At 61.5% G+C, this 20,504-nt stretch carries 19 protein-coding genes; 5 read left to right on the top strand and 14 right to left on the bottom strand.

What is annotated here, in order from left to right:
- Window positions 1-74 precede the first annotated feature (74 nt).
- The gene (locus FQ668_RS17635; protein WP_019436942.1) at window positions 75-1,394 is read left to right on the top strand and encodes an OprD family porin; all 1,320 of its coding nucleotides are present in this window, start codon (window positions 75-77) and stop codon (window positions 1,392-1,394) included.
- Window positions 1,395-1,544: 150 nt separating this feature from the next.
- On the opposite strand, the gene FQ668_RS17630 is transcribed toward FQ668_RS17635, so the two are convergent.
- Together FQ668_RS17630 and FQ668_RS17625 are read right to left on the bottom strand one after the other, a co-directional pair.
- Window positions 1,545-2,957 carry a cytosine permease gene (locus FQ668_RS17630; RefSeq protein ID WP_014590635.1) on the bottom strand — a complete coding sequence of 471 codons (1,413 nt, stop codon included), beginning with the start codon at window positions 2,955-2,957 and terminating at the stop codon, window positions 1,545-1,547.
- Window positions 2,958-3,334: 377 nt separating this feature from the next.
- The gene (locus FQ668_RS17625) at window positions 3,335-3,787 is read right to left on the bottom strand and encodes an Lrp/AsnC family transcriptional regulator (protein WP_014590636.1); all 453 of its coding nucleotides are present in this window, start codon (window positions 3,785-3,787) and stop codon (window positions 3,335-3,337) included.
- Between the two features lie 111 nt (window positions 3,788-3,898).
- Between FQ668_RS17625 and FQ668_RS17620 the strand changes: the two genes are divergently transcribed.
- Both FQ668_RS17620 and FQ668_RS17615 read left to right on the top strand, forming a co-directional pair.
- A complete protein-coding gene (locus FQ668_RS17620; RefSeq protein WP_014590637.1) occupies window positions 3,899-4,513 on the top strand; it encodes a LysE family translocator in 615 nt (204 codons plus the stop codon).
- Window positions 4,514-4,579: 66 nt separating this feature from the next.
- The gene (locus FQ668_RS17615; protein WP_014590638.1) at window positions 4,580-5,212 is read left to right on the top strand and encodes a LysE family translocator; all 633 of its coding nucleotides are present in this window, start codon (window positions 4,580-4,582) and stop codon (window positions 5,210-5,212) included.
- Window positions 5,213-5,234: 22 nt separating this feature from the next.
- Here FQ668_RS17615 and FQ668_RS17610 read toward each other — a convergent pair whose 3' ends face one another.
- The 10 genes from FQ668_RS17610 to FQ668_RS17565 all read right to left on the bottom strand — a co-directional run bounded on the left by FQ668_RS17610 (window position 5,235) and on the right by FQ668_RS17565 (window position 14,898).
- Window positions 5,235-7,418 (bottom strand): ATP-binding protein, encoded by a 2,184-nt coding sequence (locus tag FQ668_RS17610; RefSeq protein ID WP_144180422.1) that lies wholly within the window; start codon window positions 7,416-7,418, stop codon window positions 5,235-5,237.
- 151 nt (window positions 7,419-7,569) lie between these two features.
- Complete coding sequence (locus tag FQ668_RS17605; RefSeq protein ID WP_014590640.1) at window positions 7,570-8,133, bottom strand: NUDIX hydrolase; 564 nt, start codon at window positions 8,131-8,133, stop codon at window positions 7,570-7,572.
- A 2-nt stretch (window positions 8,134-8,135) separates the two neighbouring features.
- Window positions 8,136-8,888: a GntR family transcriptional regulator gene (locus tag FQ668_RS17600; protein ID WP_010954490.1), complete on the bottom strand. Its 753-nt coding sequence runs from the start codon at window positions 8,886-8,888 to the stop codon at window positions 8,136-8,138.
- 88 nt (window positions 8,889-8,976) lie between these two features.
- A complete protein-coding gene (locus FQ668_RS17595) occupies window positions 8,977-9,366 on the bottom strand; it encodes a carboxymuconolactone decarboxylase family protein (RefSeq protein ID WP_003256073.1) in 390 nt (129 codons plus the stop codon).
- Between the two features lie 186 nt (window positions 9,367-9,552).
- Complete coding sequence (locus FQ668_RS17590) at window positions 9,553-10,038, bottom strand: flavin reductase family protein (RefSeq protein WP_014590641.1); 486 nt, start codon at window positions 10,036-10,038, stop codon at window positions 9,553-9,555.
- Between the two features lie 12 nt (window positions 10,039-10,050).
- The gene (locus FQ668_RS17585) at window positions 10,051-11,532 is read right to left on the bottom strand and encodes an aldehyde dehydrogenase (protein ID WP_003256071.1); all 1,482 of its coding nucleotides are present in this window, start codon (window positions 11,530-11,532) and stop codon (window positions 10,051-10,053) included.
- A complete protein-coding gene (locus FQ668_RS17580; protein WP_014590642.1) occupies window positions 11,529-12,362 on the bottom strand; it encodes an alpha/beta fold hydrolase in 834 nt (277 codons plus the stop codon). Before FQ668_RS17580 ends, FQ668_RS17585 begins: the two co-directional genes overlap by 4 nt.
- Window positions 12,363-12,430: 68 nt before the next feature.
- Complete coding sequence (locus FQ668_RS17575) at window positions 12,431-13,027, bottom strand: amino acid synthesis family protein (protein WP_003256068.1); 597 nt, start codon at window positions 13,025-13,027, stop codon at window positions 12,431-12,433.
- Window positions 13,028-13,291: 264 nt separating this feature from the next.
- A complete protein-coding gene (locus tag FQ668_RS17570; protein WP_144180420.1) occupies window positions 13,292-14,332 on the bottom strand; it encodes an LLM class flavin-dependent oxidoreductase in 1,041 nt (346 codons plus the stop codon).
- Window positions 14,333-14,412: 80 nt separating this feature from the next.
- The gene (locus tag FQ668_RS17565; protein WP_014590644.1) at window positions 14,413-14,898 is read right to left on the bottom strand and encodes a flavin reductase family protein; all 486 of its coding nucleotides are present in this window, start codon (window positions 14,896-14,898) and stop codon (window positions 14,413-14,415) included.
- A 316-nt stretch (window positions 14,899-15,214) separates the two neighbouring features.
- Between FQ668_RS17565 and FQ668_RS17560 the strand changes: the two genes are divergently transcribed.
- Entirely contained in the window at window positions 15,215-16,621 is a 1,407-nt protein-coding gene (locus FQ668_RS17560) for a cytosine permease (RefSeq protein WP_053867894.1), read from the top strand.
- Between the two features lie 52 nt (window positions 16,622-16,673).
- On the opposite strand, the gene FQ668_RS17555 is transcribed toward FQ668_RS17560, so the two are convergent.
- Both FQ668_RS17555 and FQ668_RS17550 read right to left on the bottom strand, forming a co-directional pair.
- Entirely contained in the window at window positions 16,674-18,299 is a 1,626-nt protein-coding gene (locus FQ668_RS17555; RefSeq protein ID WP_053867895.1) for a methyl-accepting chemotaxis protein, read from the bottom strand.
- A 231-nt stretch (window positions 18,300-18,530) separates the two neighbouring features.
- A complete protein-coding gene (locus FQ668_RS17550) occupies window positions 18,531-19,733 on the bottom strand; it encodes an NAD(P)/FAD-dependent oxidoreductase (RefSeq protein ID WP_053867896.1) in 1,203 nt (400 codons plus the stop codon).
- Between the two features lie 193 nt (window positions 19,734-19,926).
- Between FQ668_RS17550 and FQ668_RS17545 the strand changes: the two genes are divergently transcribed.
- A complete protein-coding gene (locus tag FQ668_RS17545) occupies window positions 19,927-20,466 on the top strand; it encodes an Rrf2 family transcriptional regulator (RefSeq protein ID WP_014590647.1) in 540 nt (179 codons plus the stop codon).
- The last annotated feature ends 38 nt before the right edge of the window (window positions 20,467-20,504 follow it).

Below are 20,504 nucleotides of genomic sequence, written 5' to 3'. Positions count from 1 at the left end.
GCGTCGGGCAGGGTGATACTGTTTCGATCATTCCGCTAAAGCGGGCCTTAACCCATTTGTAGGACTGGCATTGCATGGGGCGCTTAGCGGCGGACCATGCTCAAGCACACAACAAGAACAAGGTGCCTGTGATGTCTATTGCTTTTAAAAAAACGTTGGCTTGTTCAGCAACACTGCTAGTCGCGCCTTATGCTTCTGCCGCGTTCGTGGAAGACTTCAAAGGCAGTCTCGAACTCCGTAACTTTTACTATAATCGGGATTTTCGCAATGATGGCGCCACTCAGTCCAAGCGCGATGAGTGGGCGCAAGGTTTTATTTTGAACCTGCAATCCGGTTTTACAGAAGGGCCAGTGGGCTTCGGTATTGATGCGATGGGCTTGCTGGGGGTGAAGCTTGATTCCAGCCCGGACAGAACGGGATCAGGGCTGCTGGCCTACGATTCCGACAGGCAGGTTGAGGATGAATACGGTAAGTTCGTGGCCACCGCCAAAGCGAGGATGGGTAAGACGGAGTTGAGGATAGGGGGGGTAAACCCTCTGATGCCTCTACTCTGGAGTAATAACAGCCGCTTGCTGCCTCAGATCTTTCGCGGTGGTTCGCTGACCGTCAACGATATCGATAAATTGACGGTAACAGCTACAAGAGTCAACGCAGTGAAGCAGCGTAATTCCACCGATTTCGAATCACTCACAGCCACTGGCTATGCCCCGGTTGAGGCGGATCACTACAACTACCTGGCATTTGACTTCAAGCCTGCGAAGGACATGACCTTCAGTTTGCACGCCGCCGAACTTGAAGATCTTTATAAATCCTACTTCGCCGGCATTAAAGTCATCAAGCCATTGTGGGAAGGCAATGTGATCGCGGATGTTCGCGTGTTCGATGCCAGCGAGACGGGCTCCAAAAAACTGGGTGAGGTGGACAACAGAACGCTGAGTAGCTACTTCGCCTACAGCATCAAGGGACACACCATCGGTGGCGGTTACCAGAAGGCCTGGGGCGACACCTCGTTTGCGTTCGTGAACGGCACGGATACCTATCTGTTCGGCGAATCGCTGGTCAGTACATTCACTGCCCCTGAGGAGCGAGTGTGGTTCGCAAGGTACGACTTTGATTTCGCCGCGTTGGGTGTACCGGGCTTGCTGTTCACCACTCGGTACATGAAAGGTGATGATGTCAATCCTGATCTGCTGACGAGCCGCCAAGCTGCTTCACTCCGCCTCAACGGGGAGGATGGCAAAGAATGGGAGCGGGTCACTGATATCTCTTATGTTATTCAGAGTGGTCCGGCGAAGGGTGTTTCGTTCCAGTGGCGTAACTCCACGAACCGCTCGACTTACGCTGACAGCGCTAATGAAAATCGCCTGATCATGCGCTACACCTTCAACTTCTAAATAGCGAAACGGGCCGGCCTTCTGAAGCCGGCCCATTTTTCGCCATTTATTCCCAATCGAAGGGTTCGCTGTTTTCCGCCTGAATTGCACCAGGCGTTCGGACGCCTGCACCCAGCCGTTTCATCTTTTGCTACGAAAGGCCAGTACCGATTAAGCCACTGCTGCCAGCTTGGCGCTGGTCTGCCGACGACGGTAGGCACTGTCTCGGCTCGCCAGCCACCAGTACAGCGGCGAGGTGATCGCCAACCCTACCAGCCACGACAGGTCAGCCCCGTTGATGTGCTCGGAAATCGGCCCGACGTACAGCGGGGTGTTCATGAACGGTATCTGCACCACGATACCCACAGCGTAGGCGATCAGTGCCTGCGGGTTGTAGCGCCCGTAGATCCCACCATCGACCTGGAAGATCGACTGGATGTCGTAATCACCTTTGTGAATGGCGTAGAAGTCGATCAGGTTGATCGCCGTCCACGGTACCAGCACCACCAGCAGTACCAGCACCATGTCAACGAAGTGGCCGATGAAGTCTGCCGAAGCGAACACCGCTACCACGCAGCAGGCCGACAGCACGATCAGCGACAGCACTGCCCGGCTTTTGGCGGTGGGGATCCAGCGGTAGGCGAACGTTTGCACCAGGGTGATGATCGACAGCACCGCGCCATACAGGTTGAGAGCGTTATGGCTGATCACACTGAGCAGGAACAGCACCAGCATGATCGGGCCCAGCGTGCCGGTGGCCAGCTTGACCGCGTCCATGGTGTCCATGCCGGCCGGAATCGCCAGCACGGCCACGGCGCCGAAGATGAATGACAGGCTCGAGCCCAGGGCCGAACCCAGGTAGGTGGTCCAGAAGGTCGAGCTGACTTTGACATCTGCCGGCAGGTAGCGCGAGTAGTCCGACACATAGGGCGCAAAGGCGATTTGCCACAACGCCGCCAGCGAAACGGTGGCCAGCCAGCCGGCCAGGTTGAAGCTGCCACGGGTGAGGAAATCGTCGCTTTGTACATGGGTGAAGATGTAGCCGAAGCCGACCACGATACCGATGCCCAGTACCCAGGTGCCAATGCGATTGAGCACGTGGATGAAGCGGTAGCCGATGATGCCGATGATGCCTGAGCCCAGCGCACCGATGACGATGCCCACCGGTACCGGAACGGCGTCGACCACGCCATGCAGTGACTTGCCGGCAAGGACGATGTTGGAAGCGAAGAAACCGATGTACATGACGCCGGCGATCACCACCACCAGCAGCGCGCCGAGGGTGCCGAACTGGGCGCGGCTCTGGATCATCTGCGGAATGCCCATTTGCGGGCCCTGGGCTGAATGCAGGGCCATCAGCACCCCGCCGACCAGGTGACCGACGAGGATGGCGACGATGCCCCATACCAGGTTCAGGTGGAACAGCTGCACACCCAGCGCGCCGGTGACGATAGGCAATGGCGCGATGTTGCCGCCGAACCAGAGTGTGAACAGATCCCTTACCTTTCCATGGCGGTCTTGCGGGGGCACGTAGCCGATCGTGTGTTTTTCTATCAGGGGTGCCGAATTGGCTGCACTGGTCATGACTGACTCCAAGGCAAGGTAGGGCATTGGGAACTGCCCGGGGGCGTGCCGGCGGTGGGCGACGCGTTCTTGTTGGAGCGATGATGAGGGGCGCGGGGATAACGAGAAATTAGTAAATATGTACCCATAAGCGTTAAAAAAACTAAGGCTGACAAAAGCTTAAGCAGGTGACGGTAGCAAGGAGAGTGCCAGCTGGCTGAAGGCCTTGGAGTAGAGGGGCGGCGGGTTGGCAACCGGATCACGGTGGGCTGGGTTGGTGCGATGTGCGCGTTTTCAGGGCAGATGAAAGGTTGCCTGGGCCGACCTCTTCGCGGGTAAACCCGCTCCTACAGCAGGAGCGGGTTTACCCGCGAAGGGGCCGGCACAAGAGGAAACAGCTACATGGGGAGCAACCGATCCTGAATCACTTCCTTCATCACCAAGGTCGAGCTCAAGCGTTTCACATTGGGAATACTGGTCAGATGCTCGTCATACAGCTTCTGAAACGCCGGCAGGTCCTTGGCTACCACATGCAGCAGGTAATCCGGGTCGCCAAACAGCCGCTGCGCTTCGACAATCTGCGGGATCTGCGCCAGTGCCGTTTCAAAGTCCGCCACCGGCTGGCGGGTCACCTCGCGTAGCGTCACGAACACCAACGCGGCAAAGTTCAGCCCAAGGGCGCTTGGCGCCAGCCGTGCGTGATAGCCCAGAATGGCTCCGGACTCTTCCAGTGTCTTCAAACGCCGATGGCAGGGGGACAGGCTGAGCCCTACGCGGTCGGCCAGTTCGGTTACCGACAGGCGCCCGTCTTTTTGCAGCTCGGCAAGGATTTTTCGATCAGTTCTATCCATTGGGAAGAATCTTCCAATTCATGAATGCTAAGGGGAAATATACGAAAGAATATCCCCGAACGAAATCCGTAATCTTTCGACATCCCAATGCAGTAGATAAGGAAGATTCAAGTGGCTATCAGTGTGCTGACGGCGTTCTGGGCTGTGTCGATGCTGTTCGTGATTACCCCGGGTGCAGACTGGGCCTATGCCATCTCTGCAGGCATGCGCGGTCGCTGGGTGATGCCAGCCGTGGCGGGTATGTTGTCGGGGCATTTCCTGGCCACGCTGGTGGTGGCGGCCGGGGTTGGCAGCCTGCTGGCTGGTCACCCGTTGGCGCTGACCTTGCTGACCCTGGCGGGGTGCACCTATTTGCTGTGGCTGGGTGGCAACCTGTTGCTCAGCCCATCCTTGCCGGCGGCCGGGCAGGGCGGCGCGGGGGAGTCGGGCTCGCGCTGGGCGTTGAAGGGTTTTTGCGTCAGCGGCCTGAACCCCAAGGTATTCCTGCTGTTCCTGGCCCTGCTACCGCAGTTCACCGACCCGCAGTCGAGCTGGCCTGTGCCATTGCAGATCTTGTTGTTGGGGCTGGTCCACCTGTGCAGTTCGCTGGTGATCTACACGCTGGTCGGCTATGGCGCCAAAGCGGTGCTGAGCACTCGGCCGGGTGCGGCAAAGCTGGTCGGGCGGGTGTCTGGGATGGCGATGATTACCGTGGCCCTGGGCCTGATAGCCGGGCAATTGACCTGAATTTACCGGTTCAGAATGACTTCAGATACACTCGCTGCACCCTAATGCACAACCAGGAAGTGCGCCATGCCCGAAACCTCGCAACTGCTCACGTTCGCCCTGATCTGCCTCGGCATGGTCCTGACCCCAGGGCCGAACATGATCTACCTGATTTCCCGCTCGATATGCCAGGGCCGCAAAGCCGGGTTGATTTCGCTTGGCGGTGTGGCTCTGGGCTTCGTGATCTACATGCTCTGCGCGGCAATGGGCATCACGGCGCTGGTGATGGCAGTACCCTTTGCCTACGACGCGCTGCGCATCGGTGGCGCGCTGTACCTGTTGTACCTGGCCTGGCAGGCGCTGCGGCCGGGTGGCCGTTCGCCGTTCCAGCTCCGTGAACTGCCCGCCGACAGCCCGCGGCGGTTATTCACCATGGGGTTTGCCACCAGCCTGCTCAACCCCAAGATTGCCGTCATGTACCTGTCGCTCATGCCGCAATTCATCGAACCGGGCCACGGCAGCGTGCTGTTGCAGTCGCTGGTGCTGGGTTCAACGCAGATCGCCATCAGCGTTACGGTCAACGCGCTGATTGCGATCATGGCCGGCTCCATCGCCGTGTTCCTGGCTGGCAGGCCGCTGTGGCAACAGGTTCAGCGTTGGTTGATGGGAACGGTGCTGGCGGGGCTGGCGGTGCGCATGCTGTCAGAAGGGCGCCGTTGATCGCCCATTGCGATGCAAGGTATCAGTGGCCGAATACTTTGCCGAGTATCTGGCACACCTGTTCTGCCGAGTAGGGTTTGGCCAGGAAGGTGAACCCTTGGTGCCCGCCTTCGGCAATCGCCTCGCTATAGCCCGAAGTAAGGATCACCGGCAACTGCGGGCGCTGGCGGCGAAGTTCGCGGGCCAGTGCCAAGCCACCCATGCCGGGCATGACCACATCGGAAAACACCGCATCAAAATCACCTGACGGGCCAGTCAACTGCGCCAGCGCTTCTTCTGCCGACCGCGCATAGCTGATTTGGTAGCCGTGGTCCTCGAGGAGCTGAGCCGTGAAGCTGCCCAGGTCGGGGTTGTCTTCTACCACCAGTATTCGTCGCCGCTCGCCCTGTACCTGTGGCTGGCTGCCGGCCGAGGCGTCTTCGGGCGAGGCCGCAGCTGGGGCCTCCTGCGGCAGATACAGGGTAAAGGTGGTGCCCTGGCCGGGGATGCTGTTCACCTGTACATCGCCCCCGGATTGCTTGGCGAAACCGAACACCTGCGACAACCCGAGCCCGGTACCTTCACCTGGGGCCTTGGTGGTGAAGAACGGGTCGAAGATGCGCTCCAGCAACTCGGTGGCGATACCGACTCCGTTGTCGCTCACCGATATCGCCGCGAACGGGCCTGGCTGTGAAGGCTGACCGCGCAAGGCCGGCAGGCACTGGTCGGCCTGCAGGCGCAGCTGCAAGGCACCTTCGCCAGCCATGGCATCGCGGCCGTTGAGCATCAGGTTGATCACCGCGGTTTCCAACTGGCTGAGGTCGGCGCGGATGTGGCAGGGCGCTTGCGGTAACTGCAGTTCGACCCGAATGCGCGCGCCAGTGACGGTGTCGAGCATGTCGGCCATGGCCTCCAGCCGAGGCCCGGCCTCGAACACCTGTGGGCTGAGGGCCTGGCGGCGGGCGAAGGCCAGTAGCTGACCGGTCAGTTTGGCACCACGGTCGACCGTGTCGGACATGGTCTTGAGGTAGCGTTCGCGGCGCTCCTCGGCCAGGTTGGGGCGCTGCAGGAAGTGCAGCGACGAGCGGATGATGGTCAGCAGGTTATTGAAGTCGTGGGCTACGCCGCCGGTCAGCTGGCCAATGGCTTCCAGCTTCTGGGCTTGGCGCAGCACGGCCTCGGTGTGCAGCAACTGAGTGGTGCGTTCTTCGACGCGATGTTCCAAGTTGGTGTTGAGCGCTTCAAGGGCCGCCATCGCTTCGCGCACTTCGGCATGGGCCTGGGCCCGTTGTATGTGTGCCCAGCATCGCTCGGTCACTTCGCTGATCAGTGTTTGCTCGTAGTCGGTCCATGCCCGGGGTACGCGGTCGTGAATCGCCATCAGCGCGGTCAGCCTGCCACCCTTGATCAGTGGCATGCAGATGGTGGCCGTAATGCCGATGGCCTGAAAAGTCGCCGCCTCGTCAGTGGCCAGTTCGCGCAGGTTGTCGTTGATCACCAGGGTCAGGCCGCTGCGCAGGCGACTGACCGCCAGGCGGCCGAAGTCATGCAGGTGATAGTGGCCCAACAGGCGTGGTGAGCCGGGTGTCACCGCATCGCCGCAAATGGTGAAACCGTCCTCGTCGGGGTCCATCACCGCATAGGCGCAGCTGGACAGGCCGAGGTGCTCGACCAGCATGCGGGTGGTGATGGCCATGATCTGGTCCGGGTCGGTTGCCTCGGTCACGGCTCGCCCGAGGGTATCGAGAAAGTTCAGGCGCTGGTTGGTGAGCACGCTGGCGGTGGTTTCGGTGACCGTGTCGAGCATGCCCAGTATCTCGCCATCATGGCCGCGAATCGGGCTGTAGCAGAAGGTGAAATAGGCCCGCTCCAGGCCGCCGTTGCGGTCGATCATCAGCGGGAAGTCTTCGATGTACACCGCTTCACCTGCCAACGCACGGTCCGCCATGCTGCTGATTTCATCCCAGGCTTCGTGCCACACGTCGCGGAAGGGTATGCCCAAGGCCAGGGGCTTGCGACCGAGAATCGGAGTGAAGGCATCGTTGTACAGGGTGATCAAGTCCGGGCCCCACAGCACGGCCTGCGGAAAGCGCGAGGCCAGGCACAGAGACATCGTCGTTTTCAGGGCGTCGGGCCAATGTTCCAGCGGGCCCAGGGGAGTGCTGGCCCATTCGTGGTTGCGGATGCGTTCGGCCATTAGCCCGCCGCCGTCTAGCCATCTAGCCATGTGCTTTGCCGGTCCTCTTTCTCAAGGCCCTTAGGGTGCACCGAGAATAGACCGTTGGCGAGGGTTTTGTGAGGGGCTGTGCCACTGCACTAGCCTCCGTAACTGCGCGATCCGGGTGAGTGCAGGTTCACCCGCGAAGAGGCCGGACCGGCTAGCGCATGAAGTGCACCTTGCCGGTGTCATCATTGCCCATGTAAATGCCATACACTCCGGCCTGCCGCTCAAGGATGTAGCGCTCGAGAATTTGCCGGATGGCCGGGTAGTAGATTTCATCCCACGGGATTTCGTCCGGCTCGAAGAACTTGTACGCCAGCGTCTCAGGCCCGTACTGCCCGGTTTCTTCGGTGACGATCGCTCGGAAGATGATGTAGACCTCGCTGATCTTTGGCACGCTGAAGATCGAATACGGCGAGACGATGTCTGCACGTACGCCGCTTTCTTCCCATACCTCGCGCAGCGCCGCCTGTTCGGTGGTTTCGCCAGCCTCCATGAACCCCGCAGGCAAGGTCCAGGTGCCGGGGCGCGGCGGGATGGCGCGCTGGCACAGCAGGTACTTTCCATCGCGCTCGATGATGCAGCCGGCGATGATCTTGGGGTTGATGTAGTGGATGTAGCCGCAGCCGGCGCAATGCAGGCGTTCGTGGGTATCGCCTGTGGGAACGCCCCGGGCCAGTTCCTTGGTGCAGTGCGGGCAGTAGCGCGGGGCATTGGGCATGATCAGCGACCTATGCGGGGTTCCTTCAGGGCCAAGGGTTCGACAATGTCGCGCACCTTGGCGTTGTCATCCTGCTTCTGGCGCAGGTAGTCCAAGGCCACCTTGGCGGCGGCGCGGACGTGGTCGACCGAGGCCTGGTGGGCTACCAGCGGGTCACCGCCCTTGATGGCCTCGACGATCTTTTCCATTTCGCGGTTGCTGGCGCCGCGGCGGTTTTCCTGCGATACCGAGGTGGCGCGCAGGTAGCTGATGCGTGCCTGCAACTGGCGCAGCTGCTGGGCCGCCACCTGGTTGCCAGAGCCTTCCAGCAGCACATCGTAGAAACCTTGTACCGAATCCAGCACCTGTTGCAGCTCACCTTCTTCCAGTGCTTCGCGGTTCACTTCCAGCGCGCGTTCCAGCGCACGGATGTCCTTGGCCTTGGCGTTGAGGGTGAACAGTTGCACGATCAGGCCTTCGAGCACACAGCGCAGCTCATAGATGTCACGTGCGTCTTCCAGGGTGATGATGGCCACGCGCGGGCCTTTGGCGTCGGCGAACTCGACCAGGCCTTCGGACTCCAGGTGACGCAGCGCTTCACGTACCGAAGTGCGGCTGACGCCGAGGCGGTCGCACAGGTCGCGCTCGACCAGGCGGTCGCCGGGCAGCAGATGAAAGTTCATGATTGCGGTGCGCAGCTTGTCGAGCACGATTTCGCGCAGAGTAACGGGGTTGCGGTTGACCTTGAAGCTGTCGTCGAGTGGCTGGCGTTTCATCAGGTGCGCTCTTTATGAGGCTGTTGCGCCAACATCGCGGAATGCCCCGAACCGAGGCTTTCCATGCAGTGGTTCGAACAGCCCGTTGTTAACGGGTTGGCTCCGCATCGGCTTCGGCAAACGCTTCACGGGCCAGGCGGAAACTGTCCACCGCCGCGGGTACGCCGCAATAAATGCCGACCTGGAGCAGGATTTCGCGAATTTGTTCACGGCTCAGGCCATTGCGCAGGGCACCGCGAATGTGCAACTTGAGCTCGTGGGGCCTGTTGAGCGCGGAAATCATGGCCAAGTTTATCATGCTGCGCTCTTTCAGCGACAAGCCTTCGCGGCCCCAGACGTGACCCCAGCAATACTCGGTGACCAGCTCTTGCAACGGTTTGGTGAACTCATCTGCGTTCTGGATTGAGCGGTTGACGTAGTCCTCGCCCAGCACCTGGGTGCGGATTTTCAGACCCTTTTCGTACTTTTCATTGCTCATGTGCAGTACTCCGGCATAAAACAGGGGCCGCAATCGAGGGTGAGACGATTAGCGCGACCCCTGAAAACAGTGGCATCGGGGTTGGCTTCTTCGCGGGCTTGCCCGCTCCCACAGCTTCCAGGATCTGTGCGATACCTGTAAGAGCGGGCAAGTCCGCGAAGAGGCCAACACCGAGTTCAAGATGTATCAGCCAAGCGGCGGCAGGGCGCCGAGCTTGCCCTTGTGGTACACCATCGGGGTCATCGGCTGCTCAGGCAACACCAGGTTCTTCACCGCGCCGACAATGATCGCGTGGTCACCGCCGTCGTACTCGCGCCACAATTCGCACTCGATGATCGCCGTGGCCTTGGCCAGCAGGGGGTTGCCCAGCTCGCTCAGGTGCCACTCGACGCCCTTGGCCTTGTCCTTGCCCTTGCCTGCGAAGGCATAGGCCTCGGCGGTCTGGTCGGCGGACAGCAGGTGGATGGCGAACTGCTTGCTGTCGCGCAGGATCGGGTAGGTGTCGGAGGCATAGTTGGGGCAGAACAGCACCAGCGCCGGGTCGATCGACAGCGCGCTGAACGCACTGGCGGTAATGCCGACGATGCCGCCGTCGGCGTCCAGGGTGGTCACTACCGTGACGCCTGACGGGAAGGAGCCCATCACGTCTTTGTAGATGCCGGGTTCGATCATCTCGTGTTCCTCCTAGCGCATCACGAACGGGTCGGGCATCGGCGCGGTGGACAAGTTGATCCACACGGTCTTCAGCTCGGTATAGGCCAGCACCGAATCGATGCCGCTCTCACGGCCGTAGCCGCTGTTCTTGAAACCACCTATCGGTGCCATGGCCGACACAGCGCGGTAGGTGTTGACCCAGATGATCCCCGAACGCACGTCGCGGGCCAGGCGGTGGGCACGGCCCAGATCGCGCGTCCAGATGCCGGCAGCCAGGCCGAACTGTGAGTCGTTGGCTATGGCCAGGGCTTCTTCTTCGGTTTTGAAGCGAATCACTGCGGCGACCGGGCCGAACACTTCTTCCTGCATGATGGTCATCGCGTTGCTGTCGCACTCGAACAGGGTCGGCTCGTAGAACCAACCGTCACCTTCAACGTCGGCACGCTTTCCGCCCATATGCAGTTTGGCGCCTTCGGCCTTGGCCGCAGCCACCAGGCCTTCGACGACTGCCAGCTGCTGTGCGGTGGCCATCGGGCCCATTTCGCTGGCGTCGTCCTGTGGGTTGCCGATGCGGATGCGCTTGGCGCGGGCAATCAGGCGCTCGACAAACACGTCGAAGATTTCATCCTGCACCAGCAGGCGCGAACCGGCCACGCAGCTTTGACCGGACGCGGCATAGATGCCGGCCACGGCGCCATTGATGGCGCTGTCCAGGTCGGCGTCGGCGAAGATGATGTTCGGCGACTTGCCGCCCAGTTCCAGCGACAGCTTGGCGAAGTTCTCGGCACTGCTGCGCACCACGTGGCGGGCTGTGGCGGCACCGCCGGTGAAGGCGATCTTGCGCACCAGCGGGTGGCGGGTCAGCGCCGCGCCGGTGCTGGGGCCGTAGCCGGTGACCACATTGACCACGCCGGCCGGGAAGCCGGCCTCGAGGGCCAGTCGGGCCAGCTCGAGGATGGTCGCCGAGGCGTGCTCGGACGGTTTGAGCACGATGGTGTTGCCGGCAGCCAGGGCAGGGGCCAGCTTGATCGCGGTGAGGTACAGCGGGCTGTTCCACGGGATGATCCCGGCAACCACGCCGATTGGCTCGTGCACGGTGTAGGCGAACAGGTCGGGTTTGTCCAGCGGCAGGGTGCCGCCTTCGAGCTTGTCGGCCAGGCCCGCAGTGTAGTGGAAGAACTCCGGCAGATAGCCGACCTGGCCGCGGGTTTCGCGGATCAGCTTGCCGTTGTCACGGCTTTCCAGCTGGGCCAGGTGCTCCTTGTTCTCGGCAATCAGGTCACCCAGACGACGCAGCAGCTTGCCGCGGGCGGTGGCGGTAATGCTGCGCCACGCCTTGCTGTCGAAGGCACGCTGGGCGGCCTGAACGGCCAGCTCCACATCGGCTTCATCGGCGTCGGGCAGTTGCGCCCAGGCCTGTGCGGTGGCCGGGTTGAGGCTGTCGAAGGTCTTGCCGCTCTGGGCATCGCGCCATTGGCCGTCGATGCACATCTGGAAACGAACGAGGGTCATGCAACAATCCCCTTGGCGGATTCGGTGAGGGTGCGGGCTTGGGTAAGGAAGTCCAGCAGCATCTTGTTGACTTCACGCGGTGCTTCCACCGGCATCATATGCCGTTGCTCGGCGAGGACCACACTGCGTGCGCCAGGAATGCTGGCGGCGAGCTGGCGGGTCATGGCCGGGGTGGAGCCCGAGTCGAGTTCGCCGGTGGCGATCAGCGTCGGCACCTGGATACTGCCCAGGTCGTCGGCGCGGTACATGTCCTGGGTAGCGAACAGCGAATAAGTGGTGTGGTAGCCCTGCGGGTCGTTGCTCGCCAGCACCTGGCGAATGGCGGCGACCTGCGCCGGGTTGGCAGCCTTGTATTCACGGCTGAACCAGCGGTCCAGGGCAGCATCGACGTTGGCGTCTGGGCCCAGCTCCGCCGCCTGGGCAGCGCGGGCGATCACCCCGGCACTTTGCTCGGGGGTGCGGTTGAACACGCTGTTGAGCACGACCAGTGCAGCCAGGCGTTGCGGGTAATTGAGGGCGAATGCACGGGCAACCAGGCCGCCCATGGAGAAGCCGATCACGGTGGCTTGTGCAATTTGCAGGTGGTCAAGCAGTTCGGCGAGCTGGTCGGCATAGCCTTCCAGCGGCGTGTCGGTGGCCGGTACGCGGCTTTGACCGTGGCCGAGCATGTCGTAGGCGATGACGCGGTAGTCGTTGGCCAGGCCAACGAACTGACCGCCCCACATTTCCTTGTTCAGGCCCACGCCGTGGATCAGCACCACGGGTTGGCCCTGGCCGACATCCAGATAGCTGGTGCCGGCAGGTGTGCGTTCAGCGACAGGCTGAATCATGGAGGGCGCTCCTTGAAGGTCGGGCGCGGCGGGTAAGCACGCCACGCCCCGGCCCGTCTTGGTTGTTGTTATTGAGCGTTGGCTTTTTCGGCAGCCAGTTCTTCCAGGTCGATGTAACGGTTGCCGATGCGCGGGTGCAGGCGGCCGCCATCGGCTGCGCCCAGGACCACGACGATTTCATCGGCACGCGGAGCGTCTTCGATCTGCATTTCCAGGGTGATGTAGTGCGAACGCAGGCCTTCGTCGTCCTTCTGCATCATTGGGATCTGGATAGAAGTGCCTGGGCCGCCGCGTTTGTTGGTGAAGCTCAGGTAGCTCTTGGCCTGAACTGCCTCGCGGTAGTGGTTGCCGAAGCGCAGGGTATGGATCACGGCCGAGGCGTGCTCGATTTCGCCATCGGCGCCGACGACGGCGGCCTTACCGTAGGCCTCGATCTTGTCGGCACCGCCAATGGCAGCAGTCAGGCGCTCGACCATCAGGGCACCCAGCTCCGAGCAGTTGGCGCGAATTTCCGGCTTCAGGTCTTCAACGAAACCGCGACCGGCCCACGGGTTCTTGATCACGACGGCCAGGCCGACCATGGTCACCGGCTTGTCGGTGGCCTTGCCGCCTTCGATGCGGGTCTCTTCGGAGTAGGTGACGATCTTGCGGATTTCGAAACTCATGGATGGCTCCTGGTGAGGGTTATCAGCTCTTGTTGTCTGATGGTATACCATAATATTTGTTGTGCAAGAGGTGTCAGGAAATTTCTCTTGTCGGGGGACGAAAGGTGGCCTGATGCCTTGATTTCTCTGTTGTCTGTACTGGCTTCTTCACGGGCTTGCCCGCTCCCACAGGGACTGCACAGGTTTCAAAAAAAAGCCCGCTCACGCAGGCCGAAGGGGCCCACGGGAGCGGGCGCGTCCCGCAATGATTCAGGCAATGGGAATTCAGGCGAACGCCGGCACCACTTCCTTGATGAACAGCTCGAGCGACTTCTTCTTCTCGGCGTGGGGCAAGCTGTTGTCGCACCAGAAGCTGAACTCGTCGACGCCCAGTTCCTGGTAGTACTTGATGCGTGCGATGATCTCTTCCGGCGTGCCGATCATGGTGTTCTTGCGGATGTTCTCCAGCTGGAACGCCGGCACTTCGGCGAATTTCGACTCCGGGCTCGGCTCCAGGAAGCCATTCACCGGGGTGGTCTTGTTGCCGAACCAGGCATCGAAGGTGCGGTAGAAGCGCAAGATCGCCTGGGCGCCGACCTTCCAGCCTTCCGGATCAGCCGGGCTGTGCACGTGGGTGTGGCGCAGCACCATCAGTTGCGGGCGCGGCACGCCTGGGTTGTTGTCCAGGGCGGCCTGGAACTTGTTCTTGAGGTCCAGCACTTCTTCGTCACCCTTCATCAGCGGGGTGACCATGACATTGCAACCATTGGCAACGGCGAAGTTGTGCGAGTCGGGGTCGCGGGCGGCGATCCACATTGGCGGCGTGGCGTTGAAGGGCTTCGGTACGCTGGTGGAGGTCGGGAACTTGTAGACTTCACCGTCGTGGGCGTAGTCGCCTTCCCACAGCTTGCGCACCACTGGCACCATCTCGCGCAGCGCCTTGCCGCCGTCGGTGGCCGGCATGCCACCTGCCATGCGGTCGAACTCGAACTGGTAGGCGCCGCGTGCCAGGCCCACTTCCATGCGGCCGTTGCTGATCACGTCGAGCAGGGCGCATTCGCCAGCGACGCGGATCGGGTTCCAGAACGGCGCGATGATGGTGCCAGCGCCCAGGCGGATCTTCTCGGTGCGCGCGGCCAGGTAGGCCAGCAGCGGCATCGGGCTTGGCGAAATGGTGTATTCCATGGCGTGGTGTTCACCGATCCAAACGGTGCTGAAACCGCCGTCTTCGGCCATCAGGGTCAGTTCGGTCAGGTCTTCGAACAGCTGGCGGTGGCTGACCTGTTCATCCCAACGTTCCATGTGTACGAACAACGAAAATTTCATGGGTTTTTCCTCAACGCTTGTTATTGCCCGTCAGTCAATCGGGCTTCAGTGTGGGAGCGGGCTGCGTCCAACTGCAGGCTTCAGGCAAAGGCCGGCAGGCTGGCCATCTTGCCGCGGCAGTACACCATCGGCCGTGGCGCTTCGGCAGGGGCGATCAGGTTGTGTACCTTGCCGACCATGATGGCGTGGTCGCCACCTTCATATTCACGCCACAGTTCACATTCGATGACGGCGGTGGCACCGGCCAGGATCGGGTTGCCCAGTTCGCTCAGGGTCCACTCGATGCCGCTGGCCTTGTCCTTGCCCTTCTTGGCGAACGCGTAGGCTTCGGCCTGCTGTTCACCGGACAGCAGGTGAATGGCAAAGCGCTTCTGCTTGATCAGTACCGGGTAGGAGTCGGAGGTGTAGTTGGGGCAGAACAGCACCAGCGGCGGGTCCATCGACAGGGAGGAGAAGGCGCTGGCGGTCAGGCCGACGACCGAACCGTCGTCGTCCTGGGTGGTGATGACGGTAACGCCGGACGGGAAGGAGCCCAGAACGTTCTTGTAGACAGTTGCGTCGATCATCGGGAGTACCTCTGAAGGGCTGCGGTGGTCCGCGGTTTTTATCGTTGATGTGTCTGATGGTATACCGTAATACCTATTTTGCAAGCGGAATTTTCAACCCTGGGTTTTCGCGATGAACGGCCACAAGCCACGAAAACCGTGGCCTTGAGCGGTGAGGCGGTTTGTCGCAGGGGTTTCGCAAGCGGATCAGTGGCCGTTTTTTCATGCGGTTCAGTGTTGTCAAAAGTTTGGAATACCATAATATGGTCCTCAGCTGAGAGGCCGCCTTGATGCGGTTTCCTTACAAAGATAAAAACGACCTTTCGAGCTGAAAACCATGTCCCAACCGTCGTCGCAGCACCAGTTTGTCGAGAATCACACGGTCGATTACGTTCCACCTGCCGAGCGCCATGGGAAGGCGCGCGACCTGTTCACCCTCTGGTTCAGTACCAACATTGCGCCACTGCCTATCGTTACCGGTGCCATGGTGGTCCAGGTGTTCCACCTGAACCTGTTGTGGGGGTTGATAGCCATCGTCCTGGGCCATCTGGTCGGGGGCGTGGTCATCGCCCTGGCCTCTGCACAGGGGCCGCAGCTGGGCATTCCGCAAATGGTGCAGAGCCGTGGCCAGTTTGGCCGCTACGGTGCCTTGTTGATCGTGTTCTTCACCGCGCTGATCTATGTCGGCTTCTTCATTTCCAATATCGTCCTGGCGGGCAAGACCATTCACGGCATCGCGCCGAGCGTGCCGATGCCCGGCGCGATCGTGATCGGTGCCCTGAGTGCGACTGCCATTGGCGTGATCGGCTACCGCTTTATCCATATCCTCAACCGCATCGGTACCTGGGTGATGGGCTCGGCATTGCTGGCCGGTTTCATCATGATGTTCGTCCAGGATCTGCCGGCTGACTTCTTCAGCCGTGGCGCGTTCAACCTGTCGGGCTTCATTGCCACCGTGTCGCTGGGTGTGATCTGGCAGATCAGCTTCTCGCCGTACACCTCTGACTACTCGCGTTACCTGCCCCGTGAAGTGGGCATCGCCAAGCCGTTCTGGGCCACTTACTTTGGCGCCACCCTGGGCACCATCCTGTGCTTCAGCTTTGGTACGGTGGCGGTGCTGTGCGTGCCGGAAGGCACCGACGCAATGGATGCGGTGAAGCAGGCCACCGGCTGGCTGGGCCCGATCCTGATGGTGCTGTTCCTGCTCAACATCATCAGCCACAACGCCCTCAACCTTTACGGCGCCGTGCTGTCGATCGTGACCGCGATCCAGACTTTCATGGCCGAGTGGACGCCGAGCATCAGGGTACGGGTGATCCTGGCCTCGGTCATTCTGGTGGGCTGCGGGATGGTGGCACTGAATGCCTCGGCGGACTTCATCGGCCAGTTCATCGGCCTGATCCTGGCGCTGCTGCTGGTGCTGGTACCGTGGGCTTCGATCAACCTGATCGACTTCTACCTGATCAAGAAGGGCCAGTACGACATTGCGTCGATCTTCAGTGCCAACGGCGGTATCTATGGCCGCTTCAACCACCACGCGATCATTGCCTATGCCTGCGGCATCCTGGTGCAGCTGCCGTTTGCCAATACTTCGCTGTATGTGGGGCCGTACTCGAACATTGTCGAAGGGGCTGACCTGTCGTGGCTGTTCGGCTTGCTGGTGACCGTGCCGCTTTACTATTGCCTGGCGACGCGCGGCAAGGCTGTCGAGAAGGCGGGGCGGGTGGTAAGCGTCAACGACTGATAGATCGCTGTTGCTGTAGCCGGGGCCGCAACGCGGCCCCGGCTGTTTTGGATCAAACCTTGAACTGCGCCACCATCCCGTTCAGGTCCACCGCCAACCGCGACAGTTCCTGCGCCGCCGCACTGGTCTGATTCGCCCCCGCCGACGTTTGCATCGCCAGGTCACGAATATTCACCAGGTTCCGGTCCACCTCGCGTGCGACCTGCGCCTGCTCCTCCGAGGCACTGGCAATCACCAGGTTGCGCTGGTTGATCGAGGCAATGGCCTCGGCAATCACTTCCAATGCCTGCCCTGCGCTTTGCGCCACTTCCAGCGTACCCGTGGCGCGACCCTGGCTGCTGTGCATTGCTGTCACTGCCCGCTCGGTGCCGTTCTGAATCCCGGCAATCATCTGCTCGATCTCTGCCGTCGATTGCTGGGTACGGTGGGCGAGGGCGCGTACCTCGTCAGCCACCACGGCAAACCCACGTCCTGCCTCTCCGGCCCGTGCCGCCTCGATGGCGGCGTTCAGTGCCAGCAGGTTGGTCTGCCCGGCAATTGCACCAATCACGTCCAGCACCCGGCTGATCTCGTTGGCGTTGCTGGCCAGCTGCTCGATCTCGGCCGATGTGCCGGTCACATCCGCTACCAGATGCTGGATGGATGCCAGCGCCTGGTTGACCTGGTCGCGGCCATCGCGGGTGGTCTGGTCAGCGCCCTTGGATGCATCAGCAGTGCTGACCGCGTTGTTCGCCACTTCCTCGACTGCCGCAGTCATCTGGTTCACCGCCGTGGCGGCCTGGTCGATTTCTGCACTTTGCTGATGCAGGCCGCGGCTGGTGTCTTCAGTGACAGTGTGCAGTTCTTCCGAGGCTGAGGCCAGTTGGTCGGAAGACGCGGCGATCTGGCGAATGGTATCGCGCAGGCTGCCCTGCATGCGGCTCAGGGCACGCAACAGCAAAGCCGGCTCATCGCGGCCGGTTACCCGTATCTCCCGGGTCAGGTCGCCTGTCGCCACGCGCTCGGCCACAGCCAGTGCATCGGCCAGCGGCACGACGATACTGCGGGTGAGCACGGTAGCGATGGCGGCAAGGGCCAGCATGATCACCACCAGTGAGGCAACCAGCGCGGTGAACGCTTCGTCCGCTACGTCGCTGCTGCGCTGCGAGGCTTGTTCGGCACCTGTGCCGTTATAGGCGATCAACGCTGCCATGGCCTGCATCATGCTGTCGGCGCGCTGAGTCAGCGGGCCGCTGATCTGCTGCTTGGCGTCGTCCATGTGCCCAGCTTGAATGTCTTGCAGCACACGGGTCTGTAATTCGAAATAGTGCTGATAAGAAGCGGTGAAGGCATTGAACAGGGCGCGGTCATCGGCAGCGATGATCGTGTCGGCATAATCCTTCAGCGCATTATTCAGCTCGGTATTGATGCCGTTGAGCATCTGCAGGTTGCGCTCGCGGTCACTGGGGTTGTCGTCCAGCGCGGCACGCAAGGTGACGGCGCGGGCACGCCCGAGGTTGGTGCTGATGTCACCGAGGGCTATTACGGCCGGCATCCAGGTCACCCGGATTTCATCCGTGGCTTTGTCCATCTGCCGGGTTTCGTAAAGTGCGATCAAGCCCATGAACAGGACCAGGATGCCCAACAGGGCGAACACGCTTGCAGCGCGAATGCCGATCTTCAAATTCCGTAACTGCATGGAATGCTCCTTGACGGTGGCGTGCAGGCCTCAGGAGCTTGGGTGGATGGCCGGGTCACCGGTATGGCGCCAGGCTCTTGATGCGCTGCGGAGTTGTTTGTGTGTCTCACCCTCGTGACTTTTTTGATTTCAATGATGCCATATGGCCATCATTATTGAACAGCCATTCAATGTAACGGCCAAGACTGACAAAACCGCCAATTGTTGACGGTTTTGTCAGGAAAAATGCCGTTAAACGATAGCGATCATTGGGTCCGCCGCGGCCAGCGCCAAGGCGCGGTCAGCCGCTGGCGGATAAATCCATTCCGAGTTGATTTGGCGCTTGAGGGCCTTGCCTTCCTGGCCGTGCAGCTTCAGTTCGCGCTCCCAGCCTTCGCTGAAGGCGGCGCCCCAGTCGCCCAGGTCCAGGCAGGTGACGTATTTGGGCTGGCGATACAGCACCGGCTGCAGGCCGAGCAGGTCGGCGGCGGCGTTGTTGCCGGCGTGGCGGCCCATGGGGATGGCGTGCTGGCACGTCATCAGGGCATGGTTGCCCAGGTCATCCACCGCAGCCCAGGCGGTGTCGCCGGTGGCATAAACGTGCTCCTGGCCCAGCACTTTCAAATGGCCATCCACTTTCAGCCGGCCGAAGGTATCGCGCTCGCCGGCAACGTGCGCCGTCAACGGGCTGGCCTTGACGCCAACGGTCCAGATTACCGTGTTGCTGGCGATATGCTCGCCGTTGTCCAGGGTGACTCCCGCAGCATCGACAGCCACCACCGAAGCGCCGGCCAGCCATTCGACCCCGGCCTGTTCACACGCGGCAACAATCGACGGTGTGATCCCTTCACCCAATGCCGCCCCCACTTGCGCACCACGGTCGACCACCACTACCCGCAATGCCGCGTCGGCCCCGAGGATCGAGCGCAGGCGAGTAGGCATTTCGGTTGCGGTCTCGATGCCGGTGAAGCCGCCGCCGCACACCACTACGGTATTGCGAGTTGGCGAAGCGGGCAGGGCGGCCAGATCGACCAGATGCTGCTCCAGGCGCATGGCCGATTCCATCTGGTCGACATCGAACGCATGTTCCGCCAGGCCTGGTACTGCCGGGCGGGCAACCTGGCTGCCTGCGGCCAGGATCAGGCGGTCGTAGGCGATGCGCTGTGGCTGGCCGTGGGTATCGGTATAGCTGACGCTGCGACCTTCGGTGTCGATGCTGTCGGCGTTGCCCGGGAAGAAGTGAATGCCCACAGCCTCGAACAGATCACCCAGAGGCGCCTTCATGCCATGCACGTCGGCCTCGTAAAAGCGCGGACGAATGCGCAGTTCCGGCTGTGGCGCCAGCACGCTGATGCTGAGGTCGGCACGTTGCGCCTGGTCGAGTAGGCGGGCAGCGCTCAGGGCGCTCCAGACACCGGCAAAGCCGGCACCGATGATCAGGATGTTGGATTTCATGAAGGTGCTCCGCAAGGTTCGAAGAGGGCATCGAGGGCCAGCTGTATGGCCTTCGAGTAACTACGACTATATCGGTCGTAGTTATCTTCGGCAAGGGTTTTTCCCTTTGCGGTGGAGCTACCTTTTGACGCCTTGCTTTGTCAGTGTCGGGGCATCGGCGTAACATGTACGACAAAATCGGTCGGAGATTTGAATGTCGCTTTACAGTGCTGGCGTGGAATACGGTATCCATTGCCTGTTGTTTTTAGTCGACGAGCGCGGTGAAACTCGTGATTCCAGCGTGCGCGACCTGGCCGAGTTGCAAGGTGTGCCGCAGGAATACCTGGCCAAGGTCTTTACCAAGCTGGCCCGTGCCGGGCTGGTGGCGGCCACCGAAGGCGTGCGCGGCGGCTTCCGCCTGGCGCGGCCGGCGGCGCAGATCAGCGTGCTGGATATCGTCAATGCCATTGATGGACCAAAGAAGATCTTCGATTGCCGCGAGGTGCGCGAGCGTTGCACCTTGTTCGACGGCTCGCCGCCGCGTTGGGCGACCGAGGGTACCTGTGCGATCCACGCAGTGATGCTGGGGGCGCAGAAGCGCATGGAAGAGTCATTGGCACAGCAGACTGTGCTGGACCTGGCCATGCGCTTCGGGCGCAAGGCCCCGGCTGAATTTGGCCAGCAGGTCGATGCCTGGATGGGTGAGCGGCGGGAGGCCAAGGGGGCTGGGGATATTCCGGTAGACCAGGTGTGAAGGGGTTGCCCGAACCGGCCTTTGCGCGAGTAGGGAAG

It is taken from the genome of Pseudomonas sp. Kh14 (assembly GCF_900291005.1).
In the GTDB taxonomy this organism is placed as follows: domain Bacteria; phylum Pseudomonadota; class Gammaproteobacteria; order Pseudomonadales; family Pseudomonadaceae; genus Aquipseudomonas; species Aquipseudomonas alloputida.
Note: the sequence above shows the minus strand (reverse complement) of the source record. Positions and strands in the feature narration are given on the sequence as shown.